At 60.5% G+C, this 17,478-nt stretch carries 17 protein-coding genes; 6 read left to right on the forward strand and 11 right to left on the reverse strand.

Features of this window, described 5'->3' with window-relative positions; translation table 11 throughout:
* Window positions 1–148: 148 nt before the first annotated feature.
* Window positions 149–742: a hypothetical protein gene (locus HU759_RS12685; protein ID WP_099548213.1), complete on the forward strand. Its 594-nt coding sequence runs from the start codon at window positions 149–151 to the stop codon at window positions 740–742.
* Window positions 743–805: 63 nt separating this feature from the next.
* Here HU759_RS12685 and HU759_RS12690 read toward each other — a convergent pair whose 3' ends face one another.
* Together HU759_RS12690 and HU759_RS12695 are read right to left on the reverse strand one after the other, a co-directional pair.
* The gene (locus HU759_RS12690) at window positions 806–1,120 is read right to left on the reverse strand and encodes an SCP2 sterol-binding domain-containing protein (protein ID WP_095016621.1); all 315 of its coding nucleotides are present in this window, start codon (window positions 1,118–1,120) and stop codon (window positions 806–808) included.
* Between the two features lie 56 nt (window positions 1,121–1,176).
* Window positions 1,177–1,887, reverse strand: a complete 711-nt coding sequence (locus HU759_RS12695) for a histidine phosphatase family protein (protein WP_138451131.1) — start codon at window positions 1,885–1,887, stop codon at window positions 1,177–1,179.
* A gap of 193 nt (window positions 1,888–2,080) precedes the next feature.
* Here HU759_RS12695 and sohB point away from each other — a divergent pair, with 193 nt between their 5' ends.
* Window positions 2,081–3,106 carry a protease SohB gene (gene sohB, locus HU759_RS12700; RefSeq protein ID WP_017135929.1) on the forward strand — a complete coding sequence of 342 codons (1,026 nt, stop codon included), beginning with the start codon at window positions 2,081–2,083 and terminating at the stop codon, window positions 3,104–3,106.
* Between the two features lie 119 nt (window positions 3,107–3,225).
* Here sohB and HU759_RS12705 read toward each other — a convergent pair whose 3' ends face one another.
* Window positions 3,226–4,740, reverse strand: a complete 1,515-nt coding sequence (locus HU759_RS12705; RefSeq protein ID WP_186618300.1) for an MFS transporter — start codon at window positions 4,738–4,740, stop codon at window positions 3,226–3,228.
* A gap of 150 nt (window positions 4,741–4,890) precedes the next feature.
* On the opposite strand from HU759_RS12705, the gene HU759_RS12710 reads away from it, so the two are divergent.
* Window positions 4,891–5,790 (forward strand): LysR substrate-binding domain-containing protein, encoded by a 900-nt coding sequence (locus tag HU759_RS12710; protein WP_170040286.1) that lies wholly within the window; start codon window positions 4,891–4,893, stop codon window positions 5,788–5,790.
* On the opposite strand, the gene dhaL is transcribed toward HU759_RS12710, so the two are convergent.
* The 7 genes from dhaL to HU759_RS12745 all read right to left on the reverse strand — a co-directional run bounded on the left by dhaL (window position 5,747) and on the right by HU759_RS12745 (window position 13,136).
* Complete coding sequence (gene dhaL, locus HU759_RS12715; protein ID WP_017135926.1) at window positions 5,747–6,394, reverse strand: dihydroxyacetone kinase subunit DhaL; 648 nt, start codon at window positions 6,392–6,394, stop codon at window positions 5,747–5,749. The genes HU759_RS12710 and dhaL overlap by 44 nt on opposite strands.
* 3 nt (window positions 6,395–6,397) lie before the next feature.
* Complete coding sequence (locus HU759_RS12720) at window positions 6,398–7,399, reverse strand: dihydroxyacetone kinase subunit DhaK (RefSeq protein WP_017135925.1); 1,002 nt, start codon at window positions 7,397–7,399, stop codon at window positions 6,398–6,400.
* Between the two features lie 195 nt (window positions 7,400–7,594).
* On the reverse strand, window positions 7,595–8,710 hold the full coding sequence (locus HU759_RS12725) for an erythritol/L-threitol dehydrogenase (RefSeq protein WP_017135924.1): 1,116 nt from the start codon (window positions 8,708–8,710) through the stop codon (window positions 7,595–7,597).
* A gap of 27 nt (window positions 8,711–8,737) precedes the next feature.
* A complete protein-coding gene (locus tag HU759_RS12730) occupies window positions 8,738–9,493 on the reverse strand; it encodes an SDR family oxidoreductase (RefSeq protein ID WP_170040284.1) in 756 nt (251 codons plus the stop codon).
* Between the two features lie 139 nt (window positions 9,494–9,632).
* Window positions 9,633–10,640: a substrate-binding domain-containing protein gene (locus HU759_RS12735; protein ID WP_017135923.1), complete on the reverse strand. Its 1,008-nt coding sequence runs from the start codon at window positions 10,638–10,640 to the stop codon at window positions 9,633–9,635.
* Between the two features lie 34 nt (window positions 10,641–10,674).
* Entirely contained in the window at window positions 10,675–11,652 is a 978-nt protein-coding gene (locus HU759_RS12740; RefSeq protein WP_017135922.1) for an ABC transporter permease, read from the reverse strand.
* Window positions 11,649–13,136: a sugar ABC transporter ATP-binding protein gene (locus HU759_RS12745; RefSeq protein ID WP_170040282.1), complete on the reverse strand. Its 1,488-nt coding sequence runs from the start codon at window positions 13,134–13,136 to the stop codon at window positions 11,649–11,651. The genes HU759_RS12740 and HU759_RS12745 overlap by 4 nt, the downstream gene beginning before the upstream one ends.
* A gap of 283 nt (window positions 13,137–13,419) precedes the next feature.
* Between HU759_RS12745 and rpiB the strand changes: the two genes are divergently transcribed.
* From rpiB to HU759_RS12760, 3 genes are all read left to right on the forward strand, one after another.
* Window positions 13,420–13,881, forward strand: coding sequence for a ribose 5-phosphate isomerase B (gene rpiB, locus HU759_RS12750; RefSeq protein ID WP_016969738.1), 462 nt, complete (start codon window positions 13,420–13,422; stop codon window positions 13,879–13,881).
* 63 nt (window positions 13,882–13,944) lie between these two features.
* A complete protein-coding gene (locus HU759_RS12755) occupies window positions 13,945–14,925 on the forward strand; it encodes a sugar-binding transcriptional regulator (protein ID WP_017527998.1) in 981 nt (326 codons plus the stop codon).
* A 369-nt stretch (window positions 14,926–15,294) separates the two neighbouring features.
* Complete coding sequence (locus tag HU759_RS12760; RefSeq protein ID WP_017135919.1) at window positions 15,295–16,872, forward strand: TerC family protein; 1,578 nt, start codon at window positions 15,295–15,297, stop codon at window positions 16,870–16,872.
* Here HU759_RS12760 and HU759_RS12765 read toward each other — a convergent pair.
* Complete coding sequence (locus HU759_RS12765) at window positions 16,820–17,167, reverse strand: thioredoxin family protein (protein ID WP_017135918.1); 348 nt, start codon at window positions 17,165–17,167, stop codon at window positions 16,820–16,822. The two genes, HU759_RS12760 and HU759_RS12765, sit on opposite strands and share 53 nt — an antisense overlap.
* Between the last annotated feature and the right edge of the window lie 311 nt (window positions 17,168–17,478).

Below are 17,478 nucleotides of genomic sequence, written 5' to 3' on the forward strand. Positions count from 1 at the left end.
AAAGTTGTGTAGATACCTATGGCTATCGCAGGCAAGCCAGCTCCCACATTAAAACTACATCGCTTGTGAAATGACGGGCAAAAAAATCCCGCCACCAAGAGGTCTGAATCAGGTAAATTCGCCGCCCCTTCAGACAAGGATGTAGACGATGGCGAATGTTATCGCGCGGGTTGGCAGTGCAGGCCTATTGGGGGTATTGCTGCTCACCTGCGGTGTGTTCATGACTTCACTGTATTCCCGAGAAAGCGCCGCGGCCCCGCTGATGATGCATTGCCGCGAATGCGAGAAAGGTGACGACACCTTCGATGCAACAAAGTGGTTCAGCAGCGGCATGTACCGCCTTGAAACGGATATTGTTCCCAACCCGATGCGGTCGATGACTCGCACTCATCCGGTGGTCTTCAAGGCCAAGGACAATGACCAACTGGTCGAGGCCGCGCTGCGTGGAATCAGCGATGTGCTCCCATCCTTCGATTCCCGCACGTTTGAAGCACAGTGGCCCGTGTTAACCAAGCGCGTACGTTACAGCTACAGCTTTTTTATGGCGCCTGATGAACCCCGGGACCTCTATGACATGTACTTGCAAGTGGGCAAATACAAGCTGGTGATCGTGGTTGGGCTTGACGTCAATACCGGTGAAATCACCGCCGAGTATGAAGGGCGTGTGATTCGTGAAAACGATGGTAATGACCCTGCGTACATGGACACGTTTGAAGAAATGGATGACGCCAACACCCGCTGACCGGGAGGCTGGCTGAACGAAAAATCCCGCCGAAAGGCGGGATCTTTTTTGAGCGCGGCGTTATCAGGCCGGGAACAGCTCGCTCAGTTTCATGGCCAGCATCATGTCGCCTTCGGTGCGCAGCTTGCCGCTCATGAAGGCCTGCATGCCGTCGGTCTCGCCGCTGACGATGCCTTCCATGGTTTCGCCGTCGGTCACCAGGGTAACCTGGGCGTCAGGGTTTTCGCCTTCCAGCAGTTCGCAGGTGTTGTTCTTGACCACCAGCGAGAAGTTCTGGGTGTCGTCGATACGGAAACCGAACACCAGGTCCAGGCCGTCGGCAGCGGCTGGGTTGAATTTGGCTTTCATTGCTTCTACAGCTTTGGCTACGTCAGTCATGGTTTCGATCCTTTAAGGTAGAGTCCAGTGACCTTGGGGTCACGGTTGGCCGCAATTCATCGGAATGTGATGAGCTGCGGCGCCTTCAACAGTTGCAAGTGGGTATGACTGTTGAAGGAAGCCAGTGCCACCTCGCGACCACGGAATTTAAGCTGGTTGAGCGAGGTGTTAACAATTTGCCAGTTCAGTTCAAAGGCCTGTGCGGCAGGCATTCGGGTAATCAGGTGGAGCAGGGCGGTAATGGTGCCGCCGGAAGTAAACACGGCGATCTTGTCGGTGTTCTCGGCTGCTTCCAGGATGCGTTGCAGGCCGCCCTGCACACGTTCCACGAAACCCAGCCAGCTTTCCAGACCGGGTGGGTCGTAGGTGCCGGCCAGCCAGCGCTCGATGATCAGGGCGAAAATGCGCTGGAACTCACTGCGGTTTTGCGCAGCGTTGCGCAGGATATCCAAGGCGTGAGGCTCGGTGGTCAGCAGGTCGGGGAGCAGGGCGCGGATGATCGCTTCGCCGTCGAATTCGTTGAAGGCCGGGTCGATTTCCAAGGTTGGGGCTGACAGGCCGAGGGCACGGTATTGATCGAATGCGGCGGAGGCAGTGTGCTGCTGGCGACGCAGGTCGCCAGACAGGCAGCGGTCAAACGTCAGACCCAGGTCGGCCAGGTGGCGACCGAGTACTTGCGCTTGCTCTACGCCGACGGGCGACAGGACGTCATAGTCGTCTGCACCGAAGGAGGCCTGGCCATGTCGAATCAGATAGATGCTGCCCACGTCCGTTTTCCCGGTACGTTGAAAGTCTGGCGAGGTTATGAGGATGGCAGGGAGCTGTCAATGAAAAAACATACGCTTGTTTTAAAAGCGCGTTAGAGGACGACTGCTGGCGGTTTGAGCACTGGTCCGAAGGCGGTGCCGTCGGTATGCTGGGGCCATCCGCGCCTGGCGCCGTGCTTTTTTAAGGAGACATATGGATTTTTTGGCCGAATACGCGAGCTTTCTGGCGAAGACCGTCACCCTGGTGGTCGCTATTCTGGTGGTACTGATCAGTTTCGCCGCGCTGCGCAGCAAGGGGCGGCGCAAATCCGCCGGCCAATTGCAGGTCAGCAAGCTCAATGATTTCTACAAAGGCCTGCGTGAGCGCCTCGAGTCGAGCCTGCTCGACAAGGACCAGCTCAAGGCCCTGCGCAAATCCGAAAGCAAGACCGAAAAGAAGAACAGCAAGAAGAAACCCGAGGCCAAGCCACGGGTATTTGTGCTGGATTTTGACGGCGACATCAAGGCCTCGGCCACCGAGAGCCTGCGCCATGAAATCACCGCGCTGCTGAGCCTGGCCACGCCGAAAGACGAAGTGGTGCTGCGCCTGGAAAGCGGCGGCGGCATGGTGCACAGCTATGGTCTGGCCTCGTCGCAGCTGGCGCGTATTCGTCAGGCCGGCGTGCCGTTGACCGTGTGCATCGACAAGGTTGCGGCCAGCGGCGGCTACATGATGGCGTGCATAGGCGAGAAGATCATCAGCGCACCCTTTGCCATCCTCGGCTCCATTGGCGTGGTGGCGCAGCTGCCCAACGTCAACCGCCTGCTGAAAAAGCACGACATCGACTTTGAAGTGCTGACCGCCGGAGAGTACAAACGCACCCTCACCGTGTTTGGCGAAAACACCGAGAAGGGGCGGGAGAAGTTCCAGGAAGACCTGGACATCACCCATCAGTTGTTCAAGAACTTTGTGTCGCGCTATCGCCCGCAGTTGGCAATCGATGACGTCGCGACCGGAGAAGTGTGGCTGGGTGTTGCAGCGCTCGATAAACAACTGGTCGACGAACTGCAAACCAGCGACGAATACCTGGCGACCAAGGCCAAGACGGCCGAGGTGTTCCACCTGCACTACGCCGAGCGTAAAAGCCTGCAAGAACGCGTGGGCCTGGCGGCCAGCGGCTCGGTGGACCGTGTATTGCTGACCTGGTGGAGCCGGTTGACCCAGCAGCGATTCTGGTAACCCACATCTGAAGACCCAGGTGATCCATGTGGGAGCGGGCTTGCCCGCGATGGCGGTGGCATAGGCAACATAGTTGTCGGCTGATACACCGTAATCGCGGGCAAGCCCGCTCCCACATTTTAGTTTTGCGCCAGGGCGGGTATAGGCTTTCGCATCAACGTCCCCACCACCAACGCCCCCAGCAACCCCAACAACCCCGCCACCCACAACACCCCGCTGAACCCACCCACAAACGCCTGTCGGGCCAATGGCTGCACCATCGCCCGCGCCGGTTCCGGCAGCAAGCCCATCGCCGCCGGCATATCCCCGGCCACCACTCGCGACGCAATCCCCGCCACTTGCGCCTGCCATTGCGGGTCGATACTTGTGCTCAGCAACTGCTCACTATGGCTGCTCAGCAACGCCCCATACACGCCGATGGCCAACATGATCGCGCTGAAACGCATGGTGGTACTCATGCCCGACGCCATGCCCGCGCGGTCACGTGGCACGCAGGCCATGATGTTTTTCTGCGTATCGCCATTGAGCAGGCCCGCACCGGCGCCCGTCACCGCAATCGCCAGCGCGAAGGGCAGATAACCGCCCGCATTGACCGCCCAGGCGCTTAACAGGTTGCCGCAGCCCACCAGAATCAAACCGGTTACCATCATCGTTGCAGGCGCAAAGCGTCCGGCCAGCCGTGCACCGATGCGTGGGCAAATAAGCATGGTCAGGGCAAACGGCAACATACCCAGACCCGACGCTATGGCCGAAAACCCCAGACCGTTTTGCAGATAAAACGGCAGCAACGTCATCATCACCTGAGCGCACCCGGCGTAGGCAAACATCCCCAGCAGCGCGCCGATAAAACGCGGATGGCGGAACAGCTGCAAGTCGACCATAGGCCGCTGTTGCACACGTTCGACCAGCACAAACACCCCCAGCAACACTGCGCCGCCAATCAGGCGTGCGTAGGTCAGCGGGTTATCCCAGCCGATGCGATTGGCCTCGATCAAACCCCAGATCAGGCACAACAGGCTGGCACTGAAGGCCAGGCTGCCCCATGGGTCCAGGCGTGCCGATTGAGTGTCGCGTGATTCGGGAATCGCCCGCAGCGCCAACGCCATCAACCCCAGGCCCACGGGCAGGTTGAGGTAGAAGATCCAGCGCCAGCCCAAGTACTGGGTGATCACGCCGCCGAGCGTCGGCGCGGCGGTCATCGCCACGCCCATGCAGGCACCCCAGAACGCCCAGGCTTTGGCACGCTCTACTTCATCGTGAAAGGTGTGGCCGATGGAGGTCAGGGCAGCGGTCAGCAGCAAGGCTGCGCCGACACCTTTGACGGCGCGGGCGATGTCCAGGAGCAACGCATTCGGTGCAGCGCCACAGCCCAGCGAGGCGAGGATGAAAATGCTCAAGCCCCAGATCAGCGACCGCTTGCGACCAAAGCGGTCGGCGATGCTGCCGGCGGGCAGCAATAACGCGGCGAACGCCAGCATGTAGGCGCTGACCACCCACTCGATATCGGCGAAATTCGCACCCAGGTCGCGCGCAATACTTGGCAGCGTGACGGCGACGATATTGGTGTCGAGCACAATCAGCGAGCAGACGCCGGAGGCGGTCAGCAGGGTGAGGCGCGGGCTAACCCGGCTCATGGCTTGATTGCCTTACAGGTAATATGGGAAACACAGTTGACGTGCATCGCAAGGGCTCTCTAGTGTGGAAGTACGTTGAGCTTATCTCCGGCTATGCTCTGTTTTATTAGCTGGAACCCTGCACTTCATTACCTTTGAGCTAATGCCTGAATGGAAATCCGCCATTTCCGCTACTTTCTCGCCGTCGCCAGGCAGCGCAATTTCACTCGCGCGGCTGAGCAACTGGGCATCGCGCCGCCGACCTTGAGTCGCCAGATCCAGGACATGGAAGCCACGCTGGGCACGCGCCTGTTTATCCGTCAGCAACGTGAAGTCAGCCTCACTGAAGCCGGCGCCGCGTTGTTGATTGAGGCCGAAGCCACCGTGCGCCAGTTCGAGTTCGCCCAACGCAATGCCCAGCGTGCCGGGCGGGGAGAAATCGGGCATATCGAATTGGGCTATGTGGCGTCGGCGGTGTATTCGGGGCTGCTGCAAAAACAAATGCAGGCGTTCAGCCAGGCGTTTCCCGATGTGAGTGTGAATGTGCGCGAATGCGCAATGGCGACGTTACCCAGTGCTGTAGCCGATGGGCGTTATGACATCGGCTATATCCGCTCGCCCATGACCTTGCCCGACAGTGTGGAGGCGGTGCGCCTGGACAGCGAAGGCTTTGTGTTGGCGCTGCCTCAGGATTCCTGGCTGCTGGGGCTCAAGGCCATCGGCTGCGAACACCTGCAAAACGAGACGTTTATATTGCCGGAACAAATCAGCGGCACTTTGCATGTCGCGGCGCAGGGTGGTTTCGCGCCGCGCCTGGGGCCGCAGCCGGGCGGGTTGGTTGCGGTGGTGGCGTTGGTGTCGTTAGGGCAGGGCGTGGCGGTGGTGCCGGCATCGATGGTCGGGCATGTGGGTTTGCCGGGCGTGGTCTACCGCACGATTCATCAGGATGATGCAGCGTTGTCGTGGCTGTCGCTGATTCACCGGCGCTTTGAAAAAGCGCCGGCGGTGGCGCGTTATATCCAGCAGGTCAAGCAGTCAGCCGGGGCTGCACGGAATCGGCCAGGCGCGTAAGAATCAGGCAGCACGACACCGCCCCCGCATCCAGTACACCCAGCGAGCGCTCGCCCAGGCGGCTGGCGCGACCGATTTTGGCGATCAGGTCTTTGGTCGAATCGCGCCCTTGGGACGCGGCGGTTTTCATCGCCTCCAGCGCATCATTAAACGACGCGCCACTGGCATGCGCACGCTCAAAGGCTTCAACTGCCGGGATCAGCGTGTCCATCAAGCACTTGTCGCCCACGCCCGCTTCGGTGATGTCCTGCAACGAGGTCAGGCCGCCGCGCAGCAGGTGGGCAAAGGTTGCCGCGTCGATGTCATCGCTGCTGCGCACTTCGTCGGCCATGCCGATAAACAGGCTGCCATACAGCGGCCCCATGGAGCCGCCGATGCCTTCCATCAGGCTCAGGGTCAGTTCATCCAGAGCTTCGGCCAGGGTCAGTTGGCGACCTTCGAGGCTGCGCCCGCAATGGGCAAAGCCCTTGGCCATGTTGATGCCGTGGTCGCCGTCGCCAATGGCGCCGTCAATTTCACTGAGGTATTCACGGTTGGCCACGATCACGCTGACCAGGTCAGCGACAATGGCGCTGCCGTCGCGGGTGGAAAAGTGCTGGCTCATGGTTCACTCCGCCTGGGTCATGCCGATGGAACGGCAGGGTTGGTCGATCAGGGTTTTAAGCTCCGCGTCGAGGCCGAGCAGGGTCAGGGTCACGCCCATCATTTCCAGGGAGGTGAAGTAGTTGCCGACGTAGCAACGGTGAATCTTCAAACCCTTGGCCTTGAGTTGGCTTTCGACCTCGGCGTAGAACACATACAGCTCCATCACCGGCGTGGCGCCCAGGCCCGAGACCAGCACCACCACACTGTCATCCTGGCTGAAATCGCGGTCGGCGAGGATCGGCGCGAGCATGCGCTCGGCCATGGCGGCAGCCGGTTCAATGGCGATCACTTCAATGCCCGGTTCGCCGTGATGGCCGATGCCCAGTTCCATCTGGCCATCGGGAATCTGGAAGTTCGGTTTGCCCACGGCCGCAATGGTGCAGGGCGTGAGGCCGATGCCGATGGAGCGGCAGTTATCCACGGTTTTCTGTGCGACGCGAATCACGCCATCCAGGTCGTAATGCTGGGCAGCCGCAGCGCCGCCGATCTTCCACATGAATATTTCGCCGGCCACGCCACGGCGCTTGGCGATATCGGCCTTGGGCGCGGAAGCCACGTCGTCGTTGGCGACCACGGTGCGGATGCGCATGTCTTTGCTGGCAGCCATTTTCATGGCCAGCTTCACGTTCATGTTGTCGCCGGCGTAGTTACCGTACAGGCAGGCCACGCCCGCGCCATGGTCAGCGGCGCGGAAGGCGTCGAAAAAGCTTTTGGCGGTGGGTGAAGAGAAAATCTCGCCGACGGCCACGGCATCCACCAGGCCTGGGCCGACGTAACCGAGGAAGGCCGGTTCATGGCCGGAGCCGCCGCCGGTGACGATGCCGACGCGGCCGGCTGCCGATGGCTTGGCCTTGGTGATGACCCTTGGGTTGGTTTCGTACTGGCGCAGCTCGGGGTGCGCGACCAGGATGCCGCGCAGCATGTCCTCGACCACTTGGTCCGGATCGTTGATGACTCGATTCATAACGCGGGTTCCTGTTCTTGTTCTTGAAGGGCAACACTTTTAATTGTGAAAGCTGGCTTATTGTGGCGAGCAAGCTTGCTTGCGCTGGGGTGCGAAGCGCCCCCAAAAAGCCGCAGACCGCTGCGCAGTCAGCGGGAGCAAGCTCCCTCGCCACAGCAAGCCCGGCTCCCACAGGGTCAGGGGGTGTCGCTGAAGTCAGGGTTGCAGGACTACTTTGAGCGACTTGTCCCCACGCTCCATCACCGCAAACGCTTCCTTGAAGTCCGCCAACGCAAACTTGTGAGTCACCACGTCGCGCATGTCGATCTTGCGGTTACCGATAAAGTCGATGGCGCGCGGGTACATGTACGGCCCCAGGTGTGAACCCAAAATATCCAGTTCCTTGCGGTCGCCGATGATCGACCAATCTACCGTGGCCTCGTCATTGAACACGCTGAATTCGACGAAGCGCCCCAGTTTGCGCAGCATCGCCAGGCCCTGGTTCACCGCCTTGTGGTGCCCGGTGGCTTCGATATAAATGTCGCACCCATAGCCGTCGGTGATCGCGCGGATTTTGGCCATCACGTCGACTTCCGCCGGGTTCCACACTTCGTCGGCGCCCATGCGCAGGGCGAGGGCGGCGCGTTCGGGTTTCATGTCCAGCACGATGAGCTTTTTCGGGTTGCGCAGGCGCACCGCGCCGATAATGCCCAGGCCCAAGGTGCCGGCACCGGCGACCACCACCACGTCGTCATGGTCGACATTCGCGCGCTCGGCCGCGTGCAGCGAGCAGGCCAGCGGCTCGATCAAAATGGCTTCATCCGGCGCGATGGATTCCGGGACTTTGTGGATGATGCCTTCCTTGGTAAAGATCATGTACTGGGCCATGGCGCCCTGCACGTTGTTCTGGAAACCGTAGAGGTCGTGCTTCTGGCACATCCAGTACTGGCCGTGGTTGCAGAAACGGCAGCCCCAGCACGGCACGATCTGCTCGGAGATCACTCGGTCACCGACTGCCACGCCACGTTTTTCTGCGCCTGGGCCGAGGGCAACCACACGGCAGACGAACTCATGCCCCGGAATCATCGGCGGCTTCACATAGCGCGGTTGCTCGGCATCGCCCCAGAACGACGGCGCGCCGCGATAGGTCTTGATGTCACCCATGCAGATGCCGCACAGCTCGACTTTGGTGAGAATCTCGTCGGGGCCGGGCGTGGGCACGTCGACAGTTTCCAGGCGATAGTCTTCCGGGCCGTGGCAGACCACGGCCTGCATGGTTTTCGGGATGACCGGGGAGAGGTGTTCAGGTGTGCGTTCGGTGGCGGTGGACATAGCAAAAACCTCACGACAAAAGATGAATTACTGAATGCTGTAGCCGCCATCGATCACCATGTTGGCGCCGGTGATCATCTGCGCGGCGTCGCTGAGCAGGTACAGCGCCAGCCCGGCGATTTCTTCCGGCTGGGCGAAGCGGCCGGCCGGGATCTGCAATTTGGCCTTTTCACCCACTTCACCGGCCCAGGCTTTTTTGCCCAGGGCGGTCTCGACGATGGTCGGGGAAATGGCGTTGACGTTGATCTGTGGCGCCCATTCCATGGCCAGCACTTTGGTCATGCCGACGATGGCGGCCTTGCTCGCGCAGTAGGCGACGTGACGGTCCAGGCCAATCACGGCGGCCTGGGAGGCCAGGTTGACGATGCGCCCGCTGCCCTGCGCCAACATGTGTCTGGCGCAGGCCTGGGCCACAAAGAAGCTGGCCTTGAGGTTGATGTCCAGGGTGGTGTCCCAGGCGCTTTCGCTGACGTCGATGGCCTTGTCCAGCAACACCACGCCGGCGCTGTTGATCAGGTAATCCAGGCGCTGGAAATGTTCGAATACGCTGTCGATGGTGCGCTGTATCTGGCCGATCTGGCCGAGGTCGACGGCAATACCCAGGTGGCCGTCGCCCAGGCTGGCCGCGACGTGCACCACCGCCGGGTCGCGGTCGAGCAAGGCCACGCGGGCGCCGCGTTCCACCAGCAGGTGGGCGCAGGCCAGGCCAATGCCGGCGGCGCCGCCGGTGATCACCGCGCAACGGCCGGTGAGGTCGAAGGCTTGGTTCCAGAATCCAGACATGAATGACTCCATTTTCGAAAGCAGTTGATCGTTCCCACGCTCTGCGTGGGAATGCCGCCTGGGACGCTCTGCGTCCCGATGTTGGGTGACGCGGAGCGTCACGGGATGCATTCCCACGCGGAGCGTGGGAACGATCAAGCTACTTGCCGCCGCTGACTTGTTGGTACAGCGCATCGGCATTCGCGTTAGTGACGGGCACCCACGGCAGGATGTAGTTCTTGGCGGTGCCATCGCCCCATTTCACGTCCTTGCCGTAGCGCTCCCAGATCACCGATTGCGGCTTGTAGTCCTTGCCGGCCAGTGCGCGCAACGCCACATCCAGCGCGCCTTGGGATTGGGCCTGGGCGTCTTGCAGGAAGGTGGTGACTTCGTCTTTCTTCGCCGCCTGGATCGCGTCCGGCATGCCGTCGATAGAGGTGACCGGCACGTCTTTGGAGGTCAACCCGTGGGACTTCAGCGCCTGCACGGCACCCAGGGCCATATCGTCGTTTTGCGCGATCACGCCGTTGATGCCTTTGGGGTGCGCGTTCAGCCAGTCTTCGGTGAGGGTCAGGGCCTGGGCGCGGTCCCAGTTGGCGGTCTTTTTCTCGATGATCTTGATGTCCGGGTGCTTGCTCAGCACTTCCAGCTCGCCTTTTTCCCGATCGATCTGCGCCGACTGGCCAATCGGGCCCTGGATGATCACCACATTACCTTTGCCGTTGAGCTTGTCGACCATGGCCTGGGCCTGCAGGCGGCCGCCTTCCACGTCGTCGTTACCCACATAAGGCACGGAGGCATCGGCTACTTTCGTATTGGAGGCGATGACCACCACGTCGTTGCTCATGGCTTGCTTCACGGTGCCGACACCGGCCTTGGTGTCGATCGGCACGAACAGGATGGCGTCGTAGTGCTGGGTCACCATGTTTTCGATCTGGTTGTTCTGGGTCAGGGCGTCATAGTTGCCGTCGAACACCGTCAGTTGCACGGTGCCGTCTTTGACCGCCGGGTGTTCTTTCAGCTCGCGGACCCAGTTCTGCATGAACTGGCCCTTGAGGCCGTAGACGGCCGCGCCGATCTTGTAGGTCTTGCCATCGGCGGCAAAGGCAATGCTGCTGGCGAGCAGGGTGAGGGTCGCCGCGGCGGCCAAAGTGGTACCAAGTTTCATGAGTAGAACTCCGGTTATTGTTGTGGGTCGTTCTCTAGCGTTTTTTCTTGCGCCACACGTCGATCAGTACTGCGAACACGATGATCAGGCCCTTGGCGACCTGCTGGTAATAGGAGGACACGCCGAGCAGGTTCAGCCCGTTGTTGATCACGCCGATCAGCAGCGCACCAAACAGCGTGCCGACAATGCTGCCGGTGCCGCCCGACAGGCTGGTGCCGCCGATTACCACGGCGGCAATCGCGTCCAGCTCATAAGAAACCCCGGCCTGGGGCAGGGCGGAGGTGGTGCGTGCCGAGAGCACTACGCCGGCCAACCCGGCGAGCAGACCCGAGACCACGTACACCGAAAACATCACCTTGCGCACGCCGATACCCGAGGTGCGCGCACTCTTTTCATTGCCGCCCACCGCGTACACGTAGCGGCCGTAAGTGGTGTAGCGCAGCACCATCCAGAAGATCAGTGCGACCACCGCAAAGATCACGATGGGTACGCCAATCGGGCCGATCTTGCCGATGCCCAGCGCCAGGTAGGCGTCGGGCAGGTCGGTGATCGGGCTGCCGTCATTGAGGATGAAGGTCATGCCCCGCGCGATGCTGAGCATGCCGAGGGTGGCCACGAACGGCGGGATCGACAGGTTGGCGACCATAAAACCGTTGACCACACCGAGCATCGCGCCGGCAAACATCCCCGCACTGACTGCCGCCAGCAGGCCATAACCCTGGGTCGCAACCATGGCGCTGCACAGCCCGGCAAAGGCCAGGATCGAGCCCACCGACAGGTCGATGCCTTTGGTGAGGATCACGTAGGTCATGCCTACGGCCAGGATGCCGTTGATCGAGGTCTGGCGCAGGATGTCCATCCAGTTGCGCCAGGTCATGAAGTATTCGCTGGAAAACGCCATCACCACGCACAGCAGGATAAACACCAGCGGCAGGCCGAAGCGGTCGAGGGACAAGCGCAGGCGATTGCGCGGCGCGGTGGTCATGGGCGGTGCGATGGTTTTGGCATTCATGAGGCAAGACTCAACAAGGCTTCCTGGGAAAGGGCGGTGTCGGTGCTGATGGTCACCAGTCGGCCGCCCTTGAATACGGCGATGCGATCACTTAAATGCAGCAGTTCCGGGGCTTCGGACGACACCACGATGGCAGCGCCACCGGCGCGCACGAACTGGTCGAGCAGGTGGTAGATCTCCTGCTTGGCGCCTTCATCGATGCCACGGGTCGGCTCGTCGCAGAGCAGGCACACCGGCTCGGTCGACAGGCATTTGGCGAGCACGACTTTCTGCTGGTTGCCGCCGCTCATGGACGCTACCGGCAATTCCAGTGAACTGGTCTTGATCTGCAGGCGCTTGACCATGTCCTCGGCCAGTTGGGTTTCCTTGCGCGCATTGATCAGCGACCAACTCGACAGGCGCTTGTAGGCCGACAGTGCAATGTTGGACAGAATGCTGCCGGTGAGCACCAGGCCGCTGTCTTTGCGGTCTTCGGTGACCAGCGACATGCCGGCGTTGATCGTGGCTTTGGGCAGGCCGATGGGCATGGGCTTGCCTTGCAGGGTCACGCTGCCGGAGTCCGCAACCGTCAGCCCATAGATGCAGTTGAGAAACTCGCTGCGCCCCGAACCCATCAGCCCATAGATGCCGAGGATTTCGCCCTGGCGCAGTTGCAGGCTGATGTCGTGGAACTCGCCATTGCGGCTCAGGTTATCGACTTGCAGGCAGGTAGTGGCGGCGCATTCGCGGCCGACCTTGTGGTCGATGCGTGTCAGCTCCTGGCCGACAATCCCGCGCACCAGGTGGTTGCGGTCGATATCGGCCATGCGCCCGCTTTCCACAAAGGCGCCGTCACGGAAGATGCTGTAGTCGTCGGCGATCTGCGCCAGCTCGCTCAAGCGGTGCGACACGTAGACGATGCCGGCGCCGCGCGCGGTGAGGCGGCGAATGGCCTTGAACAGGGTTTCCGCTTCGCGCTCGCCGATTGCCGAGGTCGGTTCGTCCATGATCATCACCTGGCAGTCATGGCTGAACGCCTTGGCGATTTCCACCAGTTGAATCTGCGCCACGCTCAGGCGGTGCATGGGGCTGGTGGCATCGACCTCGAATTCCAGGCTTTCGAGCAGCTCGCGGGTGCGGCGGTTGAGGGTCTTGCTGTCGACGATGCAACCGGCGCGGCGCGGTTCGCGGCCCAGCCAGATATTTTCGGCGACGGTCATGTAAGGGATGGGCTCCAGTTCCTGGGTGATCATCGCGATCCCCGCCGCCAGGGCTTCACTTGGGCGGTTGAACTGTACGGGCGTGCCGTTGAGCAGGATGGTCCCGGCGTCACGCTGGGTGATGCCCATCAGGATGCTCAGGAAGGTCGACTTGCCGGCGCCATTGCCGCCGCACAGCGCATGCACGCTGCCGGCCCGCAGAGAAAGGCGCCCGTCACGCAGGGCAGGCACCCCGGCGTAAGCCTTGGCGACGTGTTCAGCCTGGAGCAGTAATGGCGTGGCCATCGGCGTGTCCTCGTGCTGTGAATTCTTATTAGGTCGCACAGTCATGTTTTGCTGTGATCATATGTGTATCAAATGAAATTCTGATCAGTCAATCGCTTTCACTAAAAAGTTATAAATACGCCTGTTTGCGCAAATCAAGCCTGTTTATACGGCTTTGACTAGGAGGTCAGCTAAAACTCGCTTGACAGAAGGGCCGCAATACCCGAGAAATAACTGAGCGAAATTTCATTGACTGATCAAATGATCAGTCTAAAGCACCTAAACGGCAGCGGAGCCAGACGCCATGAACACACCTTTCCCGGTGGCTATCGGATGCGATGAAGCGGGTTTTGAGCTCAAAGAGCTGTTAAAGCGCCATATCGAGGCGCTGGGTTACCCGGTGACCGACTTCGGCACCCACTCCACCGCGCCGGTGCTGTACCCGGACATCGCGCTGGCGGTGGCCACCGCCATCAATGCTGGGCAGCAACGCCTCGGCGTGCTGGTATGCGGCACCGGGATTGGCATGGCCATCTCGGCCAATAAAGTGCTGGGCATTCGTGCGGCCCAGGCCCACGACACCTATTCGGCGGAGCGCGCCCGCAAGAGCAACGATGCACAAATCCTCTCTATTGGTGCACGGGTGATCGGCGCCGAACTGGCCAAAAGCATCGTCAAATCGTTTCTGGAGTCGGAGTTTGAGGCGGCGCGTTCCGGGGCCAAGGTCGAGCGTATCAATGCGATCGAGCGCGATGGGCATCAGTAGTGGACGGGACGGGGCAAGAGTCGGGAGAATGGGTTTTTGACGCCGAAACGGAAGCCCGTCCCCATGAGTGACAGTACCCAGCGCATTGCCAGCGATATCGATCAGATGACCGAAGTGGCGATGCTCTATTACCTTGAGAACGTCACTCAGGAGGCCATTGCCAAGCGCTTCGACCTGTCGCGGGCCAAAGTCAGCCGCTTGCTCAAGCGTGCGCGCGATGAAGGGATTGTCGAGGTGCGGGTGTTGCAGCACCCGGCAATGAACAACGAGCTGGAGCGCGCGCTGGTGGAGCGCTTCAAGCTCGACCGTGCGTTGATCGCCGTCGACCACAGCGACCCCGACACCCAGCGCTCGGCCGTCGCCAGCCTGGTGGCCAACTACCTGAACAAAACCTTGAGCGACGGCATGATCGTCGCCGTCGGCATGGGCCGTAACGTTGGCGCGGTCGCCGACAACGTGTTCTTGCCGGTGACGCGCAACTGCACATTTGTCTGCGCGATTGGTGGTTCGCTCAAGGCGGGCGAATACATGAACCCCGACCATATCTGCCGACGCCTGGCCCTGCGTTTTGGTGGCGAGAGTGAAAGTCTGTATGCGCCGGCACTGGTGGCCAACCCGGAATTGCGCGGCGTGCTGATCAACAATGACACCGTGCGCTCAACCCTTGATCGGGCGCGGCGTGCAGACATCGCGCTGATCGGTATTGGCGACATGAGCGAGAACAGCAACATGGTGCGCATGGGCTGGTTCTCGCCGCAGGAGATCGCGCAGGCGCGCTTGTCCGGCACGGTGGGCGACATGATGGGGTATGACTTTATCGACATCCACGGCCAGCCGGCGGTCAACGCGATTCAAGGTCGGGTGATCGGGTTGACCGTGCAGGAGTTGTTTCGCATCCCGGATGTGGTGGCGATTGCCAGCGAGAACACCAAGGCGGCGGCGACGCTTGGCGCGTTGCGCTCGGGGGTGATTAATACGTTGGCGACCACGGTGACGAATGCGCACACGATTCTGGCGCTGGATGATGCGACGCGTAAGTCCTGAATGTACAAAGGTCAAAAACTGTGGGAGCTGGCTTGCCTGCGATACAGACAACTCGGTCTTTCAGTAACACCGAGGTGATGCTATCGCAGGCAAGCCAGCTCCCACAGGGGTTATGTGTTGGGCTTACAGATTTTGTAATAGTTTTGCAGTGTGGGAAATTTGAGTTTCGACTGTACGATTCAAGTCCTTTTCTCACTGCAGGACTTGCATGAACACCCTCTCGGAGCCTCCCAGTCGTCTTTCCCCAAGGCACTCACTGTCGCTGTTCCCGCTGAAGCACCCCGTATTCCGACTGCTAACCTTGTCCCGGTCCATTGACCGCGCCTTGCCGTGTCCGGCGTTCTGAAAACTTTAAAGAGACTCTATTAAATGGAATGGTTAGCGGATCCAACGGCCTGGCTCGGCCTGTTGACCTTGATTGTGCTGGAACTGGTGCTGGGCATCGACAACCTGGTGTTTATCGCGATCCTGGCGGACAAATTGCCGCCGGAGCAGCGCGACCGTGCGCGGTTGATCGGTTTGTCGCTGGCATTGCTGATGCGTTTGGGCCTGCTGGCGAGTATTTCCTGGTTGGTGACGCTCACGCAGCCGCTGTTCGAGGTGTTCGACAAGAGCTTCTCTGGGCGTGACCTGATCATGTTGTTTGGTGGTGTGTTCCTGTTGTTCAAGGCCACCATGGAGTTGCACGAACGCCTTGAAGGCCATGTGGCGCAGCGCACGGGCAATGTGGCTTACGCCATGTTCTGGCCGATCGTGGCGCAGATCGTGGTGCTCGACGCGGTGTTCTCCCTCGACGCGGTGATTACCGCCGTGGGTATGGTGGATGAGTTGGCCGTGATGATGATCGCGGTGATCGTGTCCATCGGCCTGATGATCGTGGCGAGCAAGCCGCTGACCCGTTTCGTCAACGCGCACCCGACGGTCATTATGTTGTGCCTGGGCTTTTTGATGATGATTGGTTTCGCCCTGACCGCCGAAGGCCTGGGCTTCCATATTCCCAAAGGCTACCTGTACGCGGCGATTGGTTTCTCGATCCTGATCGAGCTGTTCAACCAGATTGCCCGCGCCCGTCGCAAGAAGTCGGCGCAGGGCACCTTGCCCGTGCGCCAGCGTACCGCCCATGCGGTGATGCGTTTGCTCGGTGGCCGCAGTTTGGCGGTAGAGGGCGTGGATGACGACGTTGCTGACCTGCTGGGTGAGCCGGATGCCGGCCAAGGCCCGCTGTTTGATCGACGTGAGCGCGTGATGATCAGCGGCGTGCTGCAATTGGCCGAGCGGCCGATCCGTACCTTGATGACGCCGCGGGCCAAGGTCGACTGTATCGATCTGGCGGACGACGCCGACACCATCCGGCAAAAACTGATGCATTCGTCCTATTCGCGCCTGCCGTTGATCCGCAACGGCGCTGTGGATGAGCCGTTGGGTTTTGTGCACAAAAAGGAACTGCTCAAGGAGTACCTGGCCGGTAATGAGCCTAACCTTGAGCACCTGGCGCGCCGGGCGGTCAATTTGCTGGAGAGCTTTTCGATCCTGAACGCCCTGGAGCAAATGCGCCAGGAGTCAACTCACATTGCGTTCGTGATCAACGAATTCGGCGACTTCATGGGCGTGTTGAGCATGACCGACATCCTTGAGTCCATCGCCGGTGAGTTGCCGGACGCCAGCGAAATCGAAGGGCCGGATATTGTCGAGGAGGGCGAGGGCTACCGCGCCAATGGCGCCTTGAACCTTAACCTGGTGCGCCAGCGTACCGGCTTCAAGGCTGCCGCAACCCAGGACTATCAAACCCTCGCCGGGTTGGTGATGAGCCTGCTCGACCGCCTGCCCGTGGTGGGTGATAGCCTCGAGCATGAGGGCTGGCGCTTGACCGTCGCGGCGGTTGAGGAGCGTCGGGTCATACAGGTGCTGTTATTTCCCTTGATGAATAATCCTCAAACAGGTCGCTGAAAAACGCATCAGCGTCTAAGGGGCGGCCAACAAGCTGCTCCTGCACCTTGCCAAACTGGTACACCAGCGTCGCCGGGGTGCCCGATACGCTGGGCACCCTCGGATTTCGGTCGGTATTCACGATCAGTGCTGTTACAGGGCCAGCGTATTGTTTGGCGATGGTCTCGAACCTCTCGTCGAGTCCAACGCAGCCCGGGCAATCGGGATGAGTGAATAACACGATGGCCGCCGCATATTTTTTCAGTTGCGCCTCGTAGTCCTCCAGATCGCTGTAAGTCATGCTTGCAATGCCCATAGGATTTCCTTGCGTGCCCGCTCATAGACGTTGGGTACATACGCTAGAACTGCCGGGCAGGGCCGTCTACTGTCAACCTTCACAGGTAGACATGCTCACGCATCCATGGCGCGCGCACTGCAAGGGTGCGCGGTAACACTGTTCTGGCGCACTCGATTGAGGGTTGTCACCGGTGTGTGGGGTCTTGGGTAGCAAGCCGATTCGAAAGGGTGGCGTAACGCCGCGTCCTGGCCAGTTAACTATCCATATGATTTAAAAAGAATTTATCCCTGACATATTTTTCCGTTAGCGCGTGTGGCACACTTTCTGCT

The sequence above is a fragment of the Pseudomonas sp. OE 28.3 genome, assembly GCF_014268205.2.
GTDB classification, from domain to species: Bacteria; Pseudomonadota; Gammaproteobacteria; order Pseudomonadales; family Pseudomonadaceae; genus Aquipseudomonas; species Aquipseudomonas edaphica.